Origin of the sequence: Streptomyces sp. NPDC001852 (genome assembly GCF_042891825.1) — a bacterium.
Classification (GTDB): domain Bacteria; phylum Actinomycetota; class Actinomycetes; order Streptomycetales; family Streptomycetaceae; genus Streptomyces.
Window position 1 is genome coordinate 123795 of record NZ_JBIATN010000025.1, and the last position, 21869, is coordinate 145663.

General features: G+C 68.7%; 15 protein-coding genes and 3 pseudogenes. 11 read left to right on the plus strand and 7 right to left on the minus strand.

From position 1 onward, the window contains the following. The first annotated feature begins 207 nt into the window (after window positions 1-207). Window positions 208-1176: a LysR substrate-binding domain-containing protein gene (locus tag ACFYZB_RS34200; RefSeq protein WP_388765117.1), complete on the plus strand. Its 969-nt coding sequence runs from the start codon at window positions 208-210 to the stop codon at window positions 1174-1176. 476 nt (window positions 1177-1652) lie between these two features. Here the strand turns inward: ACFYZB_RS34200 and ACFYZB_RS34205 are convergent, their stop codons facing one another. The 4 genes and pseudogenes from ACFYZB_RS34205 to ACFYZB_RS34220 form a co-directional block, all read right to left on the minus strand. Beyond that, window positions 1653-2849, minus strand: coding sequence for a cytochrome P450 (locus ACFYZB_RS34205; RefSeq protein WP_388765120.1), 1197 nt, complete (start codon window positions 2847-2849; stop codon window positions 1653-1655). 75 nt (window positions 2850-2924) lie between these two features. Then, window positions 2925-4049, minus strand: coding sequence for an NAD(P)/FAD-dependent oxidoreductase (locus ACFYZB_RS34210; protein WP_388765121.1), 1125 nt, complete (start codon window positions 4047-4049; stop codon window positions 2925-2927). Beyond that, on the minus strand, window positions 4046-4237 hold the full coding sequence (locus tag ACFYZB_RS34215; protein WP_153546330.1) for a ferredoxin: 192 nt from the start codon (window positions 4235-4237) through the stop codon (window positions 4046-4048). Before ACFYZB_RS34215 ends, ACFYZB_RS34210 begins: the two co-directional genes overlap by 4 nt. 215 nt (window positions 4238-4452) lie before the next feature. Then, window positions 4453-5321: pseudogene (locus ACFYZB_RS34220) on the minus strand (IS5 family transposase). Window positions 5322-5959: 638 nt separating this feature from the next. On the opposite strand from ACFYZB_RS34220, the gene ACFYZB_RS34225 reads away from it, so the two are divergent. Next, the gene (locus ACFYZB_RS34225; RefSeq protein ID WP_388765124.1) at window positions 5960-6454 is read left to right on the plus strand and encodes a GNAT family N-acetyltransferase; all 495 of its coding nucleotides are present in this window, start codon (window positions 5960-5962) and stop codon (window positions 6452-6454) included. Between the two features lie 191 nt (window positions 6455-6645). On the opposite strand, the gene ACFYZB_RS34230 is transcribed toward ACFYZB_RS34225, so the two are convergent. Further along, a complete protein-coding gene (locus ACFYZB_RS34230) occupies window positions 6646-8022 on the minus strand; it encodes an IS1380 family transposase (RefSeq protein ID WP_388765152.1) in 1377 nt (458 codons plus the stop codon). A 177-nt stretch (window positions 8023-8199) separates the two neighbouring features. Here ACFYZB_RS34230 and ACFYZB_RS34235 point away from each other — a divergent pair, with 177 nt between their 5' ends. The 9 genes and pseudogenes from ACFYZB_RS34235 to ACFYZB_RS34275 all read left to right on the plus strand — a co-directional run. Then, window positions 8200-8691 carry an Imm50 family immunity protein gene (locus ACFYZB_RS34235; protein ID WP_388765126.1) on the plus strand — a complete coding sequence of 164 codons (492 nt, stop codon included), beginning with the start codon at window positions 8200-8202 and terminating at the stop codon, window positions 8689-8691. After that, window positions 8678-9073 carry an Imm50 family immunity protein gene (locus tag ACFYZB_RS34240; protein ID WP_388765127.1) on the plus strand — a complete coding sequence of 132 codons (396 nt, stop codon included), beginning with the start codon at window positions 8678-8680 and terminating at the stop codon, window positions 9071-9073. The genes ACFYZB_RS34235 and ACFYZB_RS34240 overlap by 14 nt, the downstream gene beginning before the upstream one ends. Before the next feature lie 66 nt (window positions 9074-9139). Next, window positions 9140-9442 (plus strand): annotated as a pseudogene (locus tag ACFYZB_RS34245) (DUF4097 family beta strand repeat-containing protein); the annotation flags it as partial. A gap of 155 nt (window positions 9443-9597) precedes the next feature. Then, the gene (locus ACFYZB_RS34250) at window positions 9598-10413 is read left to right on the plus strand and encodes an alpha/beta fold hydrolase (RefSeq protein WP_388765129.1); all 816 of its coding nucleotides are present in this window, start codon (window positions 9598-9600) and stop codon (window positions 10411-10413) included. A gap of 215 nt (window positions 10414-10628) precedes the next feature. Then, window positions 10629-11213 (plus strand): hypothetical protein, encoded by a 585-nt coding sequence (locus ACFYZB_RS34255; protein WP_388765130.1) that lies wholly within the window; start codon window positions 10629-10631, stop codon window positions 11211-11213. A gap of 64 nt (window positions 11214-11277) precedes the next feature. Continuing rightward, window positions 11278-12837: a S1 family peptidase gene (locus tag ACFYZB_RS34260; RefSeq protein WP_388765132.1), complete on the plus strand. Its 1560-nt coding sequence runs from the start codon at window positions 11278-11280 to the stop codon at window positions 12835-12837. A 153-nt stretch (window positions 12838-12990) separates the two neighbouring features. Beyond that, window positions 12991-16560: an ALF repeat-containing protein gene (locus ACFYZB_RS34265; RefSeq protein WP_388765135.1), complete on the plus strand. Its 3570-nt coding sequence runs from the start codon at window positions 12991-12993 to the stop codon at window positions 16558-16560. Between the two features lie 12 nt (window positions 16561-16572). Continuing rightward, a complete protein-coding gene (locus ACFYZB_RS34270; RefSeq protein WP_388765136.1) occupies window positions 16573-16884 on the plus strand; it encodes a hypothetical protein in 312 nt (103 codons plus the stop codon). 224 nt (window positions 16885-17108) lie between these two features. Next, a pseudogene (locus ACFYZB_RS34275) lies at window positions 17109-17342 on the plus strand (transposase family protein); the annotation flags it as partial. Between the two features lie 913 nt (window positions 17343-18255). Here ACFYZB_RS34275 and ACFYZB_RS34280 read toward each other — a convergent pair. After that, window positions 18256-21057 (minus strand): hypothetical protein, encoded by a 2802-nt coding sequence (locus ACFYZB_RS34280; protein WP_388765137.1) that lies wholly within the window; start codon window positions 21055-21057, stop codon window positions 18256-18258. A 129-nt stretch (window positions 21058-21186) separates the two neighbouring features. Continuing rightward, window positions 21187-21869 (minus strand): FG-GAP repeat domain-containing protein (locus ACFYZB_RS34285; RefSeq protein WP_388765140.1); only part of this gene is annotated, 683 nt, incomplete at its 5' end.

Here is a 21869-nt window from a genome sequence, read left to right on the forward strand (position 1 = left end):
GCTGTCAGTGGTGGCTGCAATCTTCTACAACCGACAGCGCCTACGCCGTCATCCAGGCTGGGGCTACCTCACCCCGCTGGAGACCCGGCAGCGTCTCGAACAAGAACATGCCCTCGTGGCGTAAGTATCGAGTGTCCAAGATCACGGGGAAGCTTCACCTCCAGTTGCCGACGGCGCGAGCCATCGGTGTCGCCGATAGGAGTCTCAATGCCTGACCTTCGCGCCATCGACCTCAACCTGCTGGTCGACCTCGATGCGTTGCTCACCACGCGGAACGTCACCAGCGCCGCGCGTCAGCTGAACTTGAGCCAGTCCGCGATGAGCGGATCGCTCGCCCGACTCCGCAAGCTCTTCGACGACCCGTTGCTGGTCCGCAACGGTCGGAAGCTCACCCCCACAACGAGGGCGGAAGCCCTCGCCGAACCGATCCGCGAGATCTTGAGCCAGGTGCGGGACGTGCTTACCGATACCGAGGCGTTTGATCCAGCGACGGCCCATCGCACGTTCTCGATCAGCGCCTCGGACTACGCCACCGCCGTCTTGCTCGCGCCGATGCTGCGCACTTTGTCGACGGAGGCTCCACACATAACGATCAACGTGCGGCCGCGGTCGGACGACGTCCGCACGCTGCTGCATGATGATCGCGTCGACCTTGCCATCGAGCCGCGTGAGCTGATGGCGGAGACCGCGCTGCCGAACGCTGTGCTGTTTCGGGACCGCTGGATGTGCATCATGGATGCCTCGGTTCGGCCAGATCCGGATGTGCCGATCGACGTCGCAAGCTTTCTTGCACTACCACACATCTTGTACTCGATCGGACCGGGCCTGCAGCTCAACCACGCCGACCGGCACCTCGTCAACCAGGGGCTCAGCCGGCGAGTCGAGGTCACGCTCGAGAGCTTCCTGCTGGCGCCGCTGCTGATACGGGGGACCGAACTGGTCAGCTTGGTACTCGAACGGTCGGCTCGGCTTCACTCTCTTGAGGGGCTGTCGCTCGTCGAGCCGCCGGTTCCAGTCCCCGACATCAACGAAGCGATGTACTGGAACCCGCGGCATACCGGTGACCCGGGCCATACCTGGTTGCGCGACAAGCTGCTCAGCGCCGCTGCGGAGCTCTCAGCCATGTCGTGCGAAGCAATCGCGGGAAGTCCTGGCCCACGGCCGGCCACCGCCTGATCGCCGCGCTGCGTGATCTTCGGTGGTCGTCACGGCGCTTTCGGAAGAAGCGGCCAAAGAGCAAGAGCGTTTACTTTCGCCGGTCGTGTTTGGTTCCAGGTTAGGCGCACCGTGAGTTCGGGGTGGATTCACGTGCGAGGCGTCGACTTATGAGATCGATCGTCGCGGCGTAAGCATTCAGTGTAGTTGGAGTGAGTAGTGGTTGTGGGTGTCCGGTGACCGCGCGGTCGCCAGTCGGCGGGGTGTCAGGCCAGGGCTGCGGGTGGCAGCCAGTTTCTGCCCCTGAATACGTCGCGGAGTACCCCGAGAAAGCAGCCGGGGCTGATCGCTGTGGACCTGGCCGCCGTCCATGAGCAACGCCGCGCGCCGGAAGCGCAGATCACCGAATCGCTGGGCCCTGAGTAGGGTCGGGGGGGGGGGGCCGGGCCCCCCCCCGCCCCCCCCCCCCCCCCCCGACCCTACTCAGGGAACGCGCATCAGGACACGGCGACCGGCAATGAGGAAAGCGACCGCGTCATGTTGTTGAGCTCGTCGCGTCGAGGCGGGCCCTGAAGCTCGATGTGCTTGACGCGGCGGGCCAGGGCGTCGAGGACCGCGTGAATCTCCAGCTTCGCTAGACCCTGCCCCGCACATGCGTGGATGCCGTAGCCGAAGCTCAGGTGATCAGCCGCGTAGCGTCGGACATCGAAGCGGTCTGGATCTGGGTAGTGCCGTTCGTCGTGGTTGGCTGACCCAAACAGCAGCAGTACCCGCTCGCCCTCCTCGAGCCTGTAACCATCACGGACATACGGCCTCGTGAGCACGCGGGCGAACAACGGGATGGGCGCCTCGACGCGCAGGACCTCGTTGATCGCGGAATGGATCAGGCTACGGTCGCGGCGCACCGCCTCCCATTGATCGGGAAAGCGGGCAAAGAGCCAGACTGCGCTCGCGAGCGTGCTGATCGTGGTATCGAAGGCGGGAATGGAGTACCCCGCCATCAAGGGGGTTACAGCCTCCCGGGGGATGTCACCGCGCGCGGCCGCATCATGGATCGCGGTGGCAAAACCGCCGGCACGCATGCGATCGGGGGTACACGACTCAGCAAGCCAGGCGAACATCTCACCGGCAACCGGCAGAGCCCGCGCACTGCGGGCGTTATCGGGGCCCATCGCGTCGAAGGTAGAGGAACCCCACCGCAGGAGCTGCTCGCGTCCCTCCTCGGGGAAGCCAAGCAGATCGAGGACAATTGACACGGGAAAGGTTCGCGCCAGGTCTGTGACGGCGTCGAACTTCCCCCGAGCGACAAGCTCACCGACGAATCGGTCGGCCTTCTCGGCGATCGCAGGCCGTAGGTCCGCCAGCGCCCGTGGAGCGAGCCGCGAGCTAAGCACTGAGCGCAACGAGGTGTGGTGTGGTGGATCGGAGTTGATGATGGTCCCGGCCATCGCGGCATTGATCGCCGGATTGAGCGCGACACCGGACGCGGAGGAGAAGGTCTCCCAGTCCTCGAGTGCTGCGCGGACCGCGTCGTAGCGAGTAAGCGCGGCAAACCCGTACCGTGCCAGCTTCACCACCGGACCGATATCACGCAGAACCCTCAGCAAGGGATACGGATCAGCGAGGGCGTCGTCGGCGAAGAGATCGACGTCGCTCTCGGGTACGGGTCTGGTCTTCTCGTCGTTGATTGTCACGCTCGACTCCAGAAACGAAATGGGTCCTGCTCTTCGGTGGCTGCGTTTCTTTGGACGCTTGCTGTTAGCCCGTTGCTACGCGTCCTGGCCGATCAGGCTCCGCAGCTTGCGACGCGAAATCCGATGATTAATCGCGGCGACGGTGCACAGGTCACCTCGACGCCACCGCAGCAGCGCGGACCGCTGCCCCAACTCCCCGGCCAGGGCCTCGGCCGTGCCGTACACCGGGAGGGGGCCAAGGATATTGACGGTCATCCCAAACGCCTCGGTCCAAACGAACTCCGACGACGTGTAGGGCGCCACCTCATCACCCCGGACCAGCGCGGCGCCAGCAACTCGGGCCTGGTCCAACGCGGCGGTCCAGAACGGTGTGCGGGCTCCGCCACCCATGCGGACAACGTCACCGGCAGCCGAGATGTCGGCATCCACCCGGCATCGGCCATCGACGAGGACGCCCCCGTCGACAGGGATTCCCGAGTCAGTGAGCCAGTCGGTGTTCGGGCGGCACCCGATCGCGGTGACTACCAGGTCAGCCTCGAGCGTAATACCGTCCGCCGTCCGGACTGCATGCACCGGGTCTCCCTCGAGCGTGACCTCGCCGACGCAGCACCGCACGTCGACGCCATGCGTTCTCGCGGCGCGGGTCAGGAACGCCGACATCTCGGGGCCCAGGCCCGACGCGAGACCGTTTTGGCGCGCGAGAACGGTCGTGCTAAGTCCGGCCGCCACGCACGCCGAGGCCAACTCGAGCCCTATGAAGCCTCCCCCGACGATCACCACGGAGTTGATCCGATGGAGCGTTTCTCGTAGAACCAGGGCGTCGGACAGCGACCGCAGCACGGTCTCGCCCCGTCCGTCGGGCCTGAATGTTCGGGCGCGGGCTCCGGTGGCAATGACGAGCTTGTCGTAGCACACAGTCTCCCCACCCGACAGGTGGACCTCGCGCCTGGACCGGTCCAGCCCGAGCGCGCGCACGCCCAGGTGGAGCGCAATGTCCTCCCCAGGCGATGGCAAGGACACGTCTTCCGCGGTGCTTGTGCCGTGGAGCAAGGCCTTCGATAGGGCGGGGCGGGTGTAGGGCGGGTCACTCTCCTGCCCGATCACGGTGATCGGTCCGTCGTGGCCGGCGTTCCGGATCGCCTCGGCTGCGGCCGTACCCGCGGCGGAGGCGCCGACTACAACCACGTTCGTGGCGGTCACCGACTCAGCTTGATCGCCGCGACGGGACACGCCCGCGCGCCGGCAGCTGCCTCGGTGGCGAGCTCCTCGGGCACCGTTGTGTAGAGCAGTTCGACGTCGGAGTCGTCCGGCAGCCGGTAGACGGTGGGCGCAGCTTCCTCGCAGAGCCCGTACCCTTCGCATCGGCCCTGCTGGAGTGACAGCTCCATTGCTTTCACCTCCATAGTTCTTCGGCGAACGCAGCCTGTGATCGACAGCGGTAACCCGCCGTCGGAACGAATTGAGATGGTGGTTGTGAACGCTATGGCGACCTGCGGCAAAAGGTCCAACAGGTAGCTGCGATATGTGGCATCGGCCAAACCAATGAATAAGCCGTCGAAGCCCCCGCTACCCGGCCCCTAAGAGGTCGTTTTATCCCGTTGTTTCATCCCGGAATATGTCGTTTGGTCTGCGGTGTCGGGTCGCGCCAGGAGATGGTGTTCTCGCTGGTGAGGCGGCGGGCCATGAGGTCGGCCATGGCGAGGTGAATCATGGCTTCGGAGCGGACGGACAGGGTCTCGTAGTCACGGGCCAGTCGGCGGTGGAGCATGAGCCAGCCGTAGGTCCGCTCGACTGCCCAGCGTTTCGGGACCGGGTGAATCCCCTGGTCCCGGGGTTGCGTTGAGTGATTTCCATGTCAATGCCGAGGGTGGCCGCGTGCTCGACGAGGTGCTGGCGGTAGCCGCCGTCGACCCACACCTTGCGGATGCCGGGGTGTTCGGCAGCGACCTGGTCCAGGAGTCTGGTGCCGGCGACGGAGTCCTGCACGCTCGCCGCTGTGACCAGCACGGCCAGCAGGAGACCGATGGTGTCGGTGACGATGTTCCGCTTCCTGCCCACGATCTTCTTCCCGGCGTCGATGCCCTGGTCGGTGGCGAGGACGCTGCTGGAGGTCTTGACGCTCTGGGCGTCGATCACACAGGCCGATGGCTCGGCATCCCGCCCCTCCTTCTCCCGGAGGAGCCTCCGGAGCAAGCCGTTGAGCTGCGCGAACACGCCCTCGTCCGCCCACTTGGCGAAGTAGCCGTAGACCGTGTTCCAGTGTGGAAAATCGTGCGGGAGATAGCGCCACTGAACGCCGGTCCGGTCCACGTACAAGATCGCGTTCATGATGTCGCGCAGATCGTGCTCGGGCGGCCGGCCGAAGTCCAGGGCCCTGCCGCGGCGCTCGAAGCGCCAGGCCGAGAGCACCGGCTCGATCAACTCCCAGCGGGCATCGGACAGATCACTCGGATACGGGCGTCGCGTCGGCATGCCTCCGGCGTATCGCCACGGACCCGAGTGCGCCCAGGCGCACAGCAGCAGCGACGGAAGCACACGGCCAGGAAGACCGGGCGTCCTGGTATGAGACAGGAACAAGCCACATCCCGCCCCACCAGTCACCCCGCCCAGCACACAGGCCCCGACCACATCCCGCTACCTCTTCCGCACCGCAATCCCACACTCCAAGAACCGCCCTATATCCAGGCAGTACGGATGAAAACGACCTCTAAAAGCGTGTTGCAGAAGGCCTGGTGAGCGCGGGTGTGGCGGCAGTTTGGGCTGGTGGTTCATGCGGCGAGGGCGAGGTTGGGGTATCGCAGGTGAGCCCCAAAGGGGCCACGGGGTGATCTTGAAGTCGTGATCGCCTGGCCCGTCTGCCTGCGCTGACCCGGTGGGTCTGCTGCCCGGTGCCCATCCGGAAGCCGTAGCTCGCGTCGGCGGCCCGCCAGCGAGCATCAACGGAGTGAGAACCCATCTTTGAACCTCGCGGAGCGGTGGAACGCCCGGGCTATGGCATGGTCTCTTGGCGCTACTCCAGTCGTAGATCGTGATGTGGCCTGGTCTTGAGGCTGTCTGCCGCTGGCGGAAACTCAGGTGGCCTCAGCGCACGATCTGGGTAGGGTCGGGCAATGCCCGAGCTGAAGCGGCTGCATGCCGGACACGCCCCAGCGGTCCTGACCTTCGAGCTGGCGAACCGCACCTACTTCGCTGCCTCGATCTCCGACCGCGGCGACGACTTCTTCGACCAGTTCACCGACCGGCACAACGCCTCGCTGGCCGAGCAGGAGGCCGGCATCTGCGCCTTCTACGTGCTCGTCGCCGAGGACGGCTCGGTTCTGGGTCGGTTCAACCTGTACGACTTGGAGGACGGCACTGCCAGACTCGGCTATCGGGTCGCGGAGCAGGTCACCGGCCGCGGCGTGGCGACCGCGACCGTCCGGGAGCTGTGCCGGATTGCGGCAGCGCGGCACGGCCTGCGCACACTGCGGGCGGCCACCTCTCACGACAACGCCGCGTCCCAGAAGGTGTTGACCAAGGCCGGGTTCGTCCCGGTTGGCCCGGCCACCCCGGCCGATCTCGGCGGTAAGTCAGGCACCTGGTACCAGCGCGACCTCCAGCCATAGACCGACCGACGCTGCCGTCCGCTGTCGTTTACCTCGATCTTTCGTGACGGTCCGTCGGTTCGCCTGGCGGGCCGTTTCGGTTTTTCGGGCTGGCGGCGGGCATGTGTGCGGCCCGGCTGTCGCGTCGGGTGGGCGCCGGGTTCCACTGCTCCGGTCGGCGGGGGCTCGTCGGTGTGGGTCGTTCGCGCTGGTCAGCCGGGGTTCGGGAGGGCCTGCAGCCGTTCGAAGGCGGCGGTGATGATCTGGCTCCAGGGCCAGTGGCGGGCCAGGCGGAGCCAGCGGCGGCGACCGGTCGTAACGAGCTGGGCGGCGGCGGAGAACAGCCGCAACCGCAGGCGTTTCGGTTCCCACCTACGGGCTTCGCCCGTAAGGGCCAGCATGGGCATCCAGGCGAGCAGTTCCAGGGCGATCTGGACGATCTCCAGCCAGATCCGGTTCTGGGCGGCGTCGTGCAGGGGCAGGTTCCGCAGGCCGGTATCGCGGGCTGCGCGGATGCGGTCCTCAGCGCGGGCGCGCTGGCGGTGCCGCAGCTCCAGCTGGGCGATCGGGCTGCCGGTGGTGTTCGTCGCGAAGCATGTCAGGCGCATCCCGTCGGCGTCGGTGATGCGCAACTGAGCTCCGGGGTGCGGCCGTTCCTTACGGACGATCAGCCGCGTGCCCTTCGGCCACCCGCTGAGGACGTCGCCGGCGAGCTCGGCGACCCACGCGCCGTCGCGCACGTCACCGTGTGGCTCAATCGCGGGTGTCCAGACCGAGGAGGGAACGAGGAGGACTGCTTGATGGATGGCGTCGGTGATGACCATCCCGACCGAGTAGGACAGCCACCGTCCGCGTGCGGTCAGCCAATCGAGGAACTGGTGGGTGCCGCCGGCGGAGTCGGTTCGGATCAGCGTCTGTCGCCCTCGCCGGAGCTGCATCGGCAACTGGGTCAGTGCCTGCCGGGTGACGATGATGTGGTCGGCAGCCGTGTTGCTGCCTGCGTTCCCAGGCCGCAGCAACCCCGCGACCGGCTCGCCCGAGCCCTCCGGGCCGTGGTCGACGAACGCGAACAGCGGATGGTGGCCGAAGGTCTTCTTCCAGGTGGCGGCGGCGTCCTCCTTCTCCGAGTGGGCCAGGACCAGCGCGCCGTTGATGTCCACGATCACCTCGCCGCCAGCCTTCGGTGCGGCTTGGCCAGCCAGCCGCCAGACCCGTTGGCGAACGTTGGCTCGGGCTCGGCGGAGGGCGGCGAGCGCATGCGGACCGGATGCGGCGAGGGTGTCGACCAGCCGGGACACCGTCGGATCGGACGCGACGGGCCCGAACATGCTGGGCTCGGCCCGCAGCACGCCGATGTCGGCCAGGCAGTCTCCGCCCAGCGCAACCGCCAGTGCCAGGTCGAGCAGGATCTTGCCCGGGTCGTGCACCGCCCGCGGCTTGCGCCACGGCCCGAGGGCTGCCGACAGTGTGGTGTCCAGGCCGATCCGCCGAACGGTCTCCACCAGCAGCGCTCCGCCGGCCTGCGAGACCACTCCCGATCCGCCCGCCGATATCCGGATGCGTGGATAGGACCTATTGCGCTTCATCAGGCGTGCCTCGTGCTGGGGCGATGTAACCGGACCGTGGACGGGCGGTATCCTCCCAGCTCAAGTGCACTTCGTTGATCTCCGACTGCCGCCTGGGGCGAGGAGTCGCCGGTTTCGCCGGGCACGAAGCACCCGGAGCGGAGGGGGCCACCCATGTCAGCTGGCACATGGCCGCAAGTCTTGGTCCACTCCGAGCGGTTCACCGCGCTCTACACCGAGTTGCCGGCTTTGGAGCGCCTGGTTCTCAGATCGGTGCACCTCAGTCCGTACGGCCCTGCTGTGACGTTGCGGGTCGAGCTTCCCCGATTTCCGGACCTCGCTCCGCCCGACTGGACCGAAGCTGGCTGTGACCGCTTCGAGGCCCAGATCGAGTTCATCGCGGTGGGCGAGGACCTTCGGATGCGGGGTGTCCCCGACAGCACCGTGGTCGACATCGAGTTCGGTCCCCGCGTCCAGACCCGGGAGCGCCGGATCAGGATCGCAGTGAGCGGTACGGAGTTCTCACTGGACTTCACCGCGCACGCTCTAAAGGTGGGCCATCTCAACGCCTATCGCTCCCGCGACGCGGACCCTTACACGGCCCGGCGATGGTTCGAGAGTCCCCTTGACCAGCGCCTGCACCAGGGGGTGCTGCCTCCCACCACTGCGAAGGTGTTCTATGAGCGAGCGTGACTGGTCTGCCGAGGTGGCCAACCCCGAGGCGATCCGCGAAGTCCTCGGCTCACCCCCGCCACCGCTGACGGACTACCACCTGGACTCCGTCCTCATCGACGAGCGCGAAGCTTCAGTCACCTTGAGGTTCTCCGCCCTCGCAATCCCGGTCGGTGCCACCGCCCTATGGCAGGCGCGCGGCCACAACGCGGTCGAGTTCGTCCTGGTCTGCATCGGCGTGAAGAACTTCGAGGTGGACACTTGGTCCGGCTGGCCCACAACTGTCGCCAGCCTCAGCGGGAGAACCGTTGTGCTAGCCGGCCAGGACAAGCGCGTGTCCTTCGAGACCGACGAAATCCACGCTCAATCCCCGGTTGGGAGCCTGCGGAGTCGAGCGCAGTGATCTCACCCAACGGTCACAGGGGGGAACTGGCGCGTCGAGGACTTCACCTCGAAGGTGAACGCCGAGGATGCCGCGAGCCTGCGTCTGACGGCGACCGACGGTGACGTCGAGGTCGGCCGGCTGGGCGGCCCCGCACAGATCAGCACCGCACGCGGCGACATCCAGATCGCCGAAGCCGTCCGCGGCACGGTCCGACTGACCACCCAGTCCGGCGACATCACGGTCACCGCCGCAGCCGGCGTCTCGGCCACCCTGGACGCCGGCACCGGCTCCGGCCGTATCGGCAACGCCCTGAAGAACGACGGCACCGCCGAGCTCGACATCCGCGCCACCACCTCCCACGGCGACATCACCGCCCGCAGCCTCTGAAGGAACAGAACGCAGCACTGCCCGGGCGGGGCCATCGCGATCGAGCCCTACTCGGTCGTCGCCGAGGCCCCGGCCTTCCGCCCCGAGGCGCCTGCGATCCACATACAGGCCCTGCAAAAGCCATACGAGACGCCTCACGTGACCAGGGGGAACACATGACGAAGAACAGCACTCCCACGACCCGTTCGAAGTGGGCCGGCATGGTGCCGGTCGACGACACGGCCCTGGCCGTCACCGACACCGGCGGTCCCGGCATCCCGGTGGTCTACCTCAACGGCCAGTTCGCCACACAGGGGTACTGGCGGCGGGTCATCGCCGAACTGGGGCCTGCGTGGCGGCACATCACCTACGACGAGCGGGCCCGCGGCAAATCCAGGCGTTCGGCCGACTATTCCTTCGAGGCCGCCGTCCGAGACGTCGACACCGTGCTCGCGGCCAGGGGAGTAGACCGGGCCCTTACGGTGGGCTGGTCCTACGGAGCGGTCGTCGCGGCGCACTGGGCCGGCCGCAATCCCGAGCGCGCCCTGGGCGCGGTCCTGGTCGACGGCGCGTTCCCCTACGACTGGCTGGATGAGGCCATGGAGCAGCGGATCCGCAAGCTCTTCCGCCGACTGGGCTGGTTCATGCCGCTGCTCCGCCCAACCGGCCTGACCCCACGAATGACCGCCGAACAGCAGGCGGACAGCAACATCGAACTCGGCAGGCTCTCCCGCGAGCGCGAGCTGGGCCCCGTGCTGGACGACATCACCGTCCCGGTACGGTATGTGGTCGCTTCGGGGACGTCCTTCGGAAGCCGCGGTGATGAGCAGGAACGGATACGCGCCGGCCTCGACGCGGTGACCGCCCGCAACGCGAACATCCGGATCAGCGCGAAGGTCACCGGCAACCACGGGGCAATCCTCAGAAAGGACTTCCCGGCCATCGCCGAGGCTGTACGCGAGGTCGCCGCCCTCGACCAAGAGCGGTACTGAAGCCGGACGCCAGAAGCCGCGCCAACGCCGCCGCTGCGCCGGTAGACACAAGCGGGCTCCCACCAGAGCGTCGGGCAGTAGTAGCGCGGGGGCCGCTGATGGTGATTTATCTGCTGGGGTTCCGTGAACATCCAATGAAGATGGTCACGTTGCCTTCGTCTCTGACGTCGCACTAGCGTCACACCCGACCACTTATTTTTGCTTTACATCTGTGCATGGGGGGCTCGCAGATGTCGTTTCGTCATGCCGTCGCCCGTGCCTGGAAAGGAATTCGGGTGACTCCTCGTATGCGCAGGATGTTCCCGGTCGCGGGGGTTGCTGTCTTTCTGGCGATTGCGGGCACGCCGATGCTCGCGTCCGCCGACCCGCAGCCGACAGGGGGAACGGCCGGGGCCACACCGCCGTCCGCGGTGGAGGACTACGCATATCCGAACGCGGATCAGATACAGAAGGCTCAGGGCATCAAGCTGATCAAGGGCGATGGGCACATCACCCTGACCACGTGTGACGACGCCGCGCAGCAGATCAAGGTCCTCACCGTGCAGGGACAGAGCGGGGATGCTCAGGGCGCGTACTGCTTCAAGGCAAGCGCCAAGAGCGGTTATCTCTCCCTCGAACTGCCACGGGTGTTCGCGCTGGAGACCGCCGACCACCCGATCAGCGCCGATCTGCGGCCGCAGGCCGATCCCACCGCGCCGGCCAAGACGGTGACCGTGGACAAGAACGGCTACCAGAGCGTGGGCGAGGGCGCGGCCGGTGGTGCGCCGTCCGTGCTGCTGGAGTTGCGGGTCACCGGCTGACCGGCCCCGGCCTCTGCCTGCCCTCCCTCTCACCCGTTCTCGCATGACAGCAAGGAACCTTTTCATGTCTGGCTTTCGTCCGCGCGCCGCGTGGACCGGCGGCCTGATCGCCGCCACCTCGCTGACCGCCGCCACTCTGGCCGTCACTCCCGCCACCGCCGTATCCGGCCCAACCGCTTCTGCCACGGTCTCGGCCGCCACCGCCCGCCTCGACGTGGGCGGCCAGCGCGGCTGTTCGGCCACCCTGGTCGCCCCGCAGTGGCTGCTGACTGCCGCGAGCTGCTTCACCGACACCCCCGGCGGAGCCCTCGCGTCCGGTGCGCCGAAGCTGAAGACCACCGCCACCATCGGTGGCAGTGCCCAGCAGGTGGTGAACCTGGTGCCGCGCACGGACCGGGACGTGGTGATGGCCCAACTGGCCAAGCCCGTCAGCGGTATCACCCCCGTCCCGGTGGCGGCGGCCGCGCCTGGTGCCGGGGACGAGGTCCAGGCCGCGGGGTTCGGGCGTACCCACGAGGAGTGGGTGCCCGGCCAGGTCCACGCGGCTGCGTTCACCGTCCAGAACACCGCCGCCACCAGCCTCGATCTGGCCGGCAAGTCGGACGGCGCCGCGATCTGCAAGGGCGACACCGGCGGTCCGGTCCTGAGCACCGGCGGAGCCATCGTGGGTGTCAGCAGCCTGTCCTGGCAGGGCGGCTGCCTGGGCACCGATCCGGCCGAGACCCGCACCGGGGCGGTGGCCGCGCGGGTCGACGACCTGGCCTCCTGGATCCAGCAGGTCGCCTACGCCCCCGTCTTCGCGGCCGCGCCGTGGAAGCACGCCGTGCAGATCACGGCCGGCTACTACGCGGGGGATTCCGCGAACGGTACCCGCCACATGGACCTGATCGTCGTCTGGGACACGGGCGAGGTCACCCTCTACCAGGGCGGCTACGGCAACGACCCCGCCCGCCCCTTCGCCGCGGACCACCAGCTGCAGCCCGAGAAGAGCATCTGGACGCATGCCGTCAACGTGTCCAGTGCCAACACCGGCGGCTCCACCGACGGGGTCGTGGTGCGGTGGAGTGACGGCGAGATGACTCTCTACCCCACGGTCGATGCCAAGGGATTCCACGGCGAGAAGCAGCTCGCCCCGCCCAAGACCGCCGAGTGGCGAGACGACGCCCAGCAGCTGACCGCCGGCCGCTTCACCCCGGGCGGCCGGCGCGACGACCTGCTGGTGGCCTGGAAGGACGGCCACGTCTCCGTCTTCAGCGACCTGGCGGCCAACGGGCTGAAGAAGCAGACCCAGACCGTCGCCAAGAACAACACCTGGCCCTACGCCGAGAAACTCGCCACCGGCTCCTTCACCGGCAACACCACCGATGACCTGCTGGTGCGCTGGATCGACGGTGAGACCACCATCTACCCCGGCATGACCGCCAAGGCCCTGCCCGGCGAGATCCGGATCCGGCCCGCCAAGTCGGAGTGGAAGGACGCCGCCGTCGTCACCGTCGGCGCCTTCACCACCAACACCACCGCCAACGACATCCTCGTCCGCTGGAACGACGGCCACGTCAGCCTCTTCACCGGCGTCGACACCAAGGGCCTCCACGACCAAGTACAGCTCGCACCCGCCAACTGACGTATCCGACGGCCTTTGACGAGGCGGCCCCGGTACGACCCGCGGCACAGCGACCGATGACCCATGACCACGGTCACGGCCGGGCCTGTGCACCCCCGACAACCGAAGACACGAATCGAGTCCGCAGTGACATATCCACGACGCCCAGGGCGCGTGGCAGCTGGGGCTCAGCGCGCGGTTCGCGTGCTGTGCCTGGGCCTGCTGCCCAGCGCGCTGGTACTGGGCCTGCTGGGCCCCGCACCCACCCCCGCCAGAGCCGACGGAACCGGTCCGACCGAGACCGGTATCTCCGGTGCGCTTCCGGACACCGACCGCGCCAAGGTCGTCCGCCTGTGGGAGACAGGCGGCCCCGGTGTGCGGGCCGCTGCCGAGGTCGCTGTCGTCGGCAGTGACGACGACGTCAAGAACTTCCTGTCCCAGGCCCCCGACATCGCTGTCCAGGACGAGCGGGTGGCGGTCGCCCAGTACGCCAGTGTCGGCGGCCTGAGCCTCCAGGACGTCGCCCGCAAGGCGCTCGACGGGACACCGGACGACCTGAAGGCGTTCTTGAAGGACGGCTGGAAGGCGCCGCTGGAGCAGGACCAGCGGGTCCGCGTCGCACAGATCATCGACGCGGGTGGTCCCGAGGTGCAGAAGGCCGGCCGCGCCGCGCTCAACGGCACCCCCGAGGACATCAAGACGTTCCTCGACAACGATCAGTACACCGACCGGGAGCAGGACGAGCGGGTCGAGGTCGCCCAAATCATCGCGGCTGGCGGACCGAACGTCCAGGCGGCCGGCCGCATCGCGATCAACGGCACCGCCGACGACATACATGAGTTCCTCCAGGTCGGCCAGTACGTGTCGCGTGCTCATGACCAGGAGCACGCCACGATCGCGCAACTCGCCGACCAGGCGGCCAAGGCGGGCAAGCTGGCCGGGCAGCAGACCCAGGCCGCCAAGGACGCCTCCGCCCGCGCGGTGACCGCGGCGAAGCTGGCGAAGGCGGCGGCGCAGAAGGCCGAGGCCGAGACCGAGGCCGCGCACAAGGACACCCAGCACGCGGCCGCCGCGGCTGCCCGGGCGGCGAGCGCGGCGAAGCAGGCCGCCGACGCGGCGCAGACGGCGATCGACGCGGCCAACGCCGCCACCAACGCGGCCAGGGTCGCCGCCAACGCTGCCTCCGCGGCCGCCGCTGCCGCTGACGGTGCCGCCCAGGCCGCCTCCCAGGCCCGTGACGCCGCCGCGAACGCGGCCGTCGACGCCGGTCAGGCAGGTGCCGCACGCAAGGCGGCCGAGCAGGCTCGCGACGCCGCCGCAGGCGCCCACGCTGCCGCCCAGGCCGCTGATTCCGCCCATACCGCCGCGACCCAGGCAGCCGACGCGGCAAAGGCAGCGAGCGGTGCGGGCAGTGACGCCACCGACGCCGCCGACGCGGCCGACCAGGCCAACACCCTGGCCGACGAGGCCGGCGCCCACTCTGACGAGGCCGCGAACGCCGCGGCCAGCGCGCACCGGCACGCCCGGGAGGCCAGCCGCGCGGCAGAGGCCGCCCAATCCCTGGCGCAGGAGGCCGCCTCCGATGCCGGGGACGCGCGCGACGCCGCGAATGACGCGGCCACGCATGCAGAGAACGCGGCCAAGGCGGCCGACGACGCCGCCGCCCACGCCGGACAGGCAGCAACTGCCGCCAAGCAGGCTGCCGCGCACGCCAAGGAGGCCAAGACCGCCGCTGACGCCGCCAGCGCCGCGGTCGCCAAGGCCCAGAAGGTCCACGATCTCGCCGTCCGTATCGACGCCGAGCAGCTGACCGCGCGTACCAACGAGGCCATCGACCGCGCGCAGGATCTCAAGGCCCAGGAGGACCAGCGCACCGCGGCCCAGAAGGCGGCGGTTCAGCAGGCCAGGGACCTTCAGGCCGAGGCGGCCAAGCTCGCCGACCGGGCGGCCCAGCCCGGCGCGGACCCTGCGCAGATCGCTCCCGAAGCCCGCAAGGTGGCCCTGGCGACCGCGAAGACCGGCCGCGCCTGGAGCCAGTCCGCAGCCCTCGTGGCCCTGGCCGGCTCCGATCAGGACGTGACCGACTACATCCGCACCGGCCGCCAGGAGGCGAGCGCCCAGGACGACCGCCAGGACGTCGAGCACCTCGCGGAAGCCGCCGGATCGGCCGACGTCCGCGCCGCGGCCGCCAAGGCCCTCGACGGCGACGCCGGCACGGTGAGCGCGTTCCTCTCCACCGGCCAGTACGAGGCCATGAAGCAGGACATGCGCCTGTACATCGCCCGGACCATCGCAGGCGCCGGTCCGATCGAACAGCAGGCCGGCCGCACCGCGCTGAACACCGACACCACGGACGCACTGCGCAAGTTCATCACCACCGATGACGGTCAGGAGCGCACCCAGGACGAACGCGTCCGCGCCGCCCAGCTCGCCGACCCCAAGAACAGCGGCAGCGGTCCACAGGTCAAGGCCGCCGCGCGGATCGCCCTGGAAGGACCCTCCGACCTCCTCCACCTCTTCATCACCGTCGGCCAGTACAAGGCCCAGCGCCAGGACCAGCTCGGCGCCACGCACGAATCCCAGATCCAGCAGCTCATCGCACAGGCCGCGGGCGTCGCCGCTACCGCGCAGAAGAACGCCGCCGAAGCGGGCAAGGCAGCAGCCACCGCGGCCAAGGCCGCCTCCGAAGCCGCCGACTACGCCAAGCAAGCCGACCAGGCGGCCAAGGACGCCAAGAAGTACGCCACCCAGGCCAACGGCTACGCCACCCAGGCTGAACAGTCTGCCAAGGACGCCGCCGCCTCGGCCAAGACCGCCCGCAACGCCCAGCAGGACGCCCAGAACGCAGCTGCCGCGGCTGTCGCCTCCGCCGCCCAGGCCCAGCACTCGGCCGCCGCCGCACGCGGTTCCGCCGACTCGGCCTGGACCTCCGCCCAGCAGGCCCGCGTTTCAGCCCTGGCTGCCGGCAAAGATGCCACCGCTGCGGCCAATGCCGAAGCGGAAGCTTTCCGGACGGTGGTCGAGAAGCAGCAGCAGGAAATCGCCAAGTGGCGACAGCTCCAGGACAAGTGGCGCAAGCAGGAAACCGACCAGCACGACGACGGCAGCTGGGTACCGGGCTGGCTCAAGGACACCGTCAACACGATCGGCGACTACGGACAGGCGATCCTCAGTAATCCTGACATCTGGGCCGGCCTGATCCAGACCGGTGCCGGCATCTGGGCAACGGGCCAGGGCGGCGAAGCCGTCTTCGGGGGCGCAGAACTCTGCCTGAGCGGCATCGGCTGCCTGGTGGGCGCACCGGCCATCGCCGGAGGCATCGTGATAGCGGGCGCAGGGATTTACGAAATCACCGATGGCATCAGCCGATTCAGCAACGGTCTGGGCCAAGCTCTCCGTGAGGCCGAGGAGAACGGCGGTGGTGGTTCGCTCAGCTCCGATGAGTACTGGCCCAACGGCAAGGCGTCCGACGTGTGCGGAATCGGGGGAAGTTACGGTTGCGAAAGGGTTGCAGAATCAATCCAGCAGAAAATCGGCGGAACCCGTATGCGCATCACGGATCGCTATGGAGCTATCGGTCTCGGCAAGTATCGTGAACAGGACTCCTTCTGGGGCCACCACGACGTCGTCGTCAAGGACGATCGTGTATACGATGCCTGGACCGGCCCTGAGGGTGAGTCGATGGATGAATATCGAGGGCAATTCCAGTACGGCGACGACCTGGTCTTCACTCCGCTTGGCTAGGAAGGAAATACAGTGGACTTTCCCACACGTCTTCAGGATGTGCATAGAAGGCCTGGTGCTTACGGTCTTGATGGCTCGTACCTGAACTACGTAGCATTCGTCAATGGAGCCGACGCGGCAAGTGACGGCGAACTCCTTCGCAATTTCCGCCCGTGGCTCGCGGAAAGGCTTGGAAGGGGCACCAACCTCGTCTGGTGGGTGCTCGTACAGGACATCTACGTCGCCGATGCCGACGTTCCGGGCGATGCCCCGCTTGACAACGAGGCTCTCTGCAACCGTATGTTCAGCCTGCTGATCGAGTATTTGACCGACGGCGCCGACTGAGTTCAGGTCGGAGCTCGCCCTTTGGTGGCGGCTCCACCCCGTAGGCGCGGGCCAGGCACGGACGCCTTTTGGCCAATACCGGCCCGCCAGGCGAATCTGGCGGGCCGCACTTCGCCGGGATCGGCTCTGTCAAAGGAACGGCCCTGTCTCACATTCGGTGGTGACGGAGAGTCGTGAGGGTCGTTGACACTCACGTGAAAGATGTCAACGAGCCTGTGTAGACGGTGTTTTCGGGTCTTTCCCCGGCTGGTCATAGAGGATGTGGCCGACGAGGGCGAGCGGGTCACGGTGCGGGCACAGACTCCGCGGGGCATCGCGATCTGTCCGGTGTGTGGGGCGTCGTCGGGGCGCGTGCACGGATGTCACTTACGGAAGGTGGCCGACCTGCCGGTCGATGGACGGCGGGTGGTGGTCCGTGTGCGGACGTGCGGCGCTTGGCGTCTCCAACACGCGGCTGTCCGGCAGCGTCGCCGGGCCCGGGGCCGTCTGTGAACAGGCGCCCGGCGGCCGGGGCCTCCGCCGGACGGACCGCGGCTGGGTGCAGGACATTCAGGAGGTTGACGCGCCGGATGTCATCGCTCAGCAGCTGCCGCCGCACCCCGCTCTCCCCGTCCTCGACCTGGCGGGCCAGCGTCGCTGCCCAGCCGCCGGCGAGCTCGGCGTCATTGCCCTCGACCGGCTTGCGCAGCGCCACCACCGTAGCCACAAGCCCGGCCACGCCCAGAGGAAGGCCCAGCAGGCCCACGGTGTCGGTCGGCTGAAGACGCCGTGGATGATCTGCCAACCCGCGCATACGGTGCTCGTCACGATCGCCAAGGCGCACAGGGCGCCGATCAGCTGCCAGTTGCGCCGCTCGCGGCCTCCCCCGAGTCCTGCCACGCCCCGATCGTCACCACCGCCCACTCGCCACGAAGCCGACTTCTCCCATTTGTGTCCAGCGGGCCAGGATCCCATCAGCTGGCAATAGTGAACCGCGCCGGTTCGAACGGAGATCTCTGCCGAACCCGTGGCGGCTCGGTGGCCGGCACTGCCGCCAATTGGTCGGGCCCTACGTCGGGTACGGCGCCGGCGGCTCACTGGCGGAATGCCCCCGCGTCGGGGAGGAGGCGGAGGAGGCGGCGCGCGGAGCCGACCGCAGGTGGTCTGTCACGGGCCCCCCGCGTCCGCGAGGGTGTCCCGGCGTCTCCAACGCCCGATAACGTCGAGGATGAGTCCGCCGACGCGGGGTGTTCCGATGAGCGTCTTCCTGGACGACGTCATCAAGGGGTCCTCCCCGCGTCGGCGTCCGCGCACTGCAGCGTCCCGGTCACGCGCTGACGGGGCCGCGGTGTGCGCGGCCCCGTGCTATGTACGGCAGGGGTCAGGGCTTGGTCATCGTGCGGTTGTGGTGGTGCCGGTGGCCCACAGGGCGCCGCCCTTGCCGGGGCCTCCGGTGCTTGGGTAGATGACGAGGTTGCCGTCGTTCTGCATGTACGCGTAGGCGCCGGAGTGGCCGCTGGTGCTGGTGGCCCACAGGGCGCCGCCCTTGCCGGGTTCGCCGGTGCTCTTATAGACGACGAGGTTGCCGTCCGTCTGCATCACGGCGTACGCGCCCAGGTGGCCGTAGCTCCGGCTGGACCAGATGGCGGCGCCGTCACGTCGGCGGTACATCACGAGGTTGCCGTCCGTCTGCATGACGAGGCGGGTGTAGGTGCCCTGGGTCCACCAGCCGGGCTTGAGGGTGGTGCCGGAGCGGATGGTCTGCGACCGGGCGTAGGTCCCGCTCGACCACAGCGCAGCGGTGCTCGCCCTGCCGTTCACGACGATGTTGCCGTCCGTCTGCACGGTGGCATACGCCCCCGGATTGCCGTATGTCTTGCTTGACCAGAGGGCACCGCCCGTCCCCGGCCCCCCGCTGCTCTTGTAGACGACCAGGTTGCCGTCCGTCTGCATCACCGCGTACGTACCCGGGTTGCCGCTGGTCCCGGTCGACCAGACCACCTGCCCGCTGCCGCTGCCGGTCTTCAGACGGGCCACGAGGTTGCCGTCCGTCTGCATGGTCAGCGTCATGGTGGAGCTGTTCAGGCTGTGCCCGGACTCCAGTCGTTGTCCGGGGTACATGAAGGCGCCGGCGGCGGGTGCCGGGGTCGAGGCGGGGATGTTCGGGTCGACCAGGTGGACGTTCTTTCCACTGTCCAGGTAGGCGATGGAGCCCTGGTCCTTGTCCACGGCCCAGCTCACCCGGCGGTCGTCGGCGACCGGGCCGGCGGGAAGGTCGGCCAGGCCGGTGGTGGTGGCGGTGTCGGTGTGCACGTCGGTCAGGGTCAGCTTGCCCGCCGTCGTGTCGTGTTCGACGACGAATCCGTCGCCGAGTTCGGCGGGATGGGCGGGTACGGGTACGTCCTTGCCGGTGGCCAGGTCGTGCACGCCGGCCGGGCCCGAGGGACCGCAGGACCAGTACACCCAGTGCTGGGCGGCGGCCTGCAGCTCGCCGGGCACGCACGGGGCGTCGGTCGTGACGGTCTGGACGGTGCGCTGGGTGGTGAGGTCGATCTGGACCAGAGTCCCCGCGGCGGGACCGGGGACCCACACGGTGGAGCCGGACAGCGTGGCGGCGGAGATCGGGCGGCTGAACAGGACGTGGCTGATGCTGCCCGTGTCGGCGTCGCCGATGTACTGCTTCTTGGTGGAGGCGCCGTTGTAGACCACGTAGGGGCCCTCGGCGTCGACGAGGGTGCCGCCGGTGGCTCCCGGCGTGATCAGGATCGGGTTCAGGTCAGGAATCTTCACGGCCACGGCGTCGCCTTGGGTGCTGTCGCCCGGGCGCAGCTGGGAGATGCTCCCGTCGCCGTTGGCGAGGGGTGGGTTGCAGGTGGCCGCGGTGTCGCAGTCGGTGGGGGCGAGGGAATCGCTGAAGCCCTGCTCGGGGCCGTAGGAGGGCGGGGAGCCCGGTTGGACGCTTCGGTCGTATACGTAATCCCCACCGCCTGTTCCGCGTTGGACCGTGTACAGCTTCCCGCCGCCGAGGGCCAAGCCGTCGAGGGGAGCGGGGACGTCGGGGTCGGAGTCGACGGCGGTCCCCGTCGGCGTGCCGTCCGCTCCGGCGGTGAACAGGCGGGCCGCCCAGTCGGTGGCGGCTGGCCCGCCCACAGCGACTGCCCCGTTCGGCTCCTGCCTGAGCATGTTGAAGTTGACGTGGTCCAGGACCGGGGTCACGGTGGCGGAGCCGGAGAGCGGCATCGTGTAGAGCGGGTAGCCGAGTGTGTCGTCTGTGGTGGGCGGGCCGCCGTGCGACACGGAGTGGGCGATGAGCAGGGAGTCGCCCGCGATGGCCAGGGAATGCAGGTAGCTGGTGTACCCGCTGCCCAGCGGCGCCGGTGGGACCTGGATGGTGGTCTCCGTTCCGCCGGGAGCGGAGCGGGACACCACGTGGACCTCTCCCGCCGATACGGTCCCGTCGGCGGTGTATGACGAATACCAGGCGACGTACTTCGCGGACAGCACGACGTGGGCGAAGGGGGCCAGTGCCTCCATGATGGGCGTGACCGCGCCGGTGGCCAGGTCCACCAGCGCGAGCCGGTTCTCGGTGGTGCCGTTGACGGTCTCGGTGTAGCGCATTACCACCGAGTCGGCGTCCCCGGCCAGCACCGGCGTCTGCGGTGTGGCGCCCGCGGGCCAGCCGGTGACTGGTGTGTCGGTCTGTTGCCCGTCCGCCGTGCCGAGCACGTGAAGGCCCGTCACGGTTCCATCGGCGGCCTTGGTGACCGTCAGCACACGTGAGCCGAAGGTTCCCAGATAGCTCTGTCCGGCACCGGGGGTGATGGTGGTGGTCGTGTCCGAGTCCATGTCGTGCAGCTGGTACCCGTCGGCCGAGGGGGTCGCGACCACGTCGGATCCCGCGCCCCAGTACCCGGGCGTCGGGTTGGCCGTGACCTGTGGTGCCGGGATGTCCGCTCCGCCCGCGTACTTCGTCCAGACGAAGCTGGACTGGTTGACGGACCGGTGCAGGAAGCCACCGGTGCCCGCGAAGACGACGACGTCGCCGGGCGGGTTGTACAGCAGCGCGGCCGGTATGACCGTCTCGCTGGGTGAGTCGGCCGAGGCCATGGCCGCGGTCAGGGGCAGTGCCCCCGTGGCGAGGGCGCATGCCGCGGCGACCGCGATGCATCCGCTTTTCAGGGTGTGCTGGGCCACCCGTTCCTCCTTGGGAGTGAGCTGGACCGGGCCCCGTGAGGGTTCCGGCCCGATCGCTACGCAGATGGTGGTGAGCCGCGTCCGCGCCTTGCCCTGCGTGCCAGGACAAGGCGCGGACGCGGCGCAGGATTATGAGAGGGAGTTGTATTCGTTCCAGCCGGAGCCGATGCGGGTGCGCGGCTTGAAGAGGGGGGTGGGTCCTCCGGTGCCGGTGTAGAGCCACAGGACGCCGGAGGTGTCGCGGGCGAGGAGGTCGGGGTGGCCGTCGTCGGTGACGTCTCGGACTCCGACGAGCGCGCTGTAGCTGTTCCAGCCCGAGCCGATCCGGATGCGTTGGGTGTACAGCGGGCTGGTGTGCGCCGTGCCGGTGTAGAGCCACAGGACGCCGGAGGTGTCGCGGGCGAGGAGGTCGGGGTGGTCGTCTCCGGTGACGTCGCCGGCGCCGATGAGCGTGGTGTATGCGTTCCAGCCGGAGCTGATGCGGACGCGCGGCTTGAACGCTGAGGCCGGGTTGCCGGTTCCCTGGTAGAGCCACAGGACGCCGTTGTGGTCGCGGGCGAGGAGGTCGGGGTGGCCGTCTCCGGTGACGTCGCCGGCACCGACGAGCGCCGTGTATGCGTTCCAGCCGGAGCCGATGCGGACGCGCGGCTTGAAAGGGGCAGCGGCGTTGCCTGAGCCCGGGTACAGCCACAGGACGCCGGAGGCATCGCGGGTGACGAGGTCGCCGGTGCCGTCGCCGCGCTGCCCGGCGAGGCTGGTGATGGCGTTGTACTGGCCCCAGCCCGCGCCGATCTTCTCCCGCCCGCCGAACA

Coding starts and splice junctions, on each gene's coding strand:
- ACFYZB_RS34200 (WP_388765117.1), top strand. CDS start 208: ATGCCTGACCTTCGCGCCATCGACCTCAACCTGCTGGTCGACCTCGAT.
- ACFYZB_RS34215 (WP_153546330.1), bottom strand. CDS start 4,237: ATGGAGCTGTCACTCCAGCAGGGCCGATGCGAAGGGTACGGGCTCTGC.
- ACFYZB_RS34225 (WP_388765124.1), top strand. CDS start 5,960: ATGCCCGAGCTGAAGCGGCTGCATGCCGGACACGCCCCAGCGGTCCTG.
- ACFYZB_RS34240 (WP_388765127.1), top strand. CDS start 8,678: ATGAGCGAGCGTGACTGGTCTGCCGAGGTGGCCAACCCCGAGGCGATC.
- ACFYZB_RS34250 (WP_388765129.1), top strand. CDS start 9,598: ATGACGAAGAACAGCACTCCCACGACCCGTTCGAAGTGGGCCGGCATG.
- ACFYZB_RS34255 (WP_388765130.1), top strand. CDS start 10,629: ATGGGGGGCTCGCAGATGTCGTTTCGTCATGCCGTCGCCCGTGCCTGG.
- ACFYZB_RS34260 (WP_388765132.1), top strand. CDS start 11,278: ATGTCTGGCTTTCGTCCGCGCGCCGCGTGGACCGGCGGCCTGATCGCC.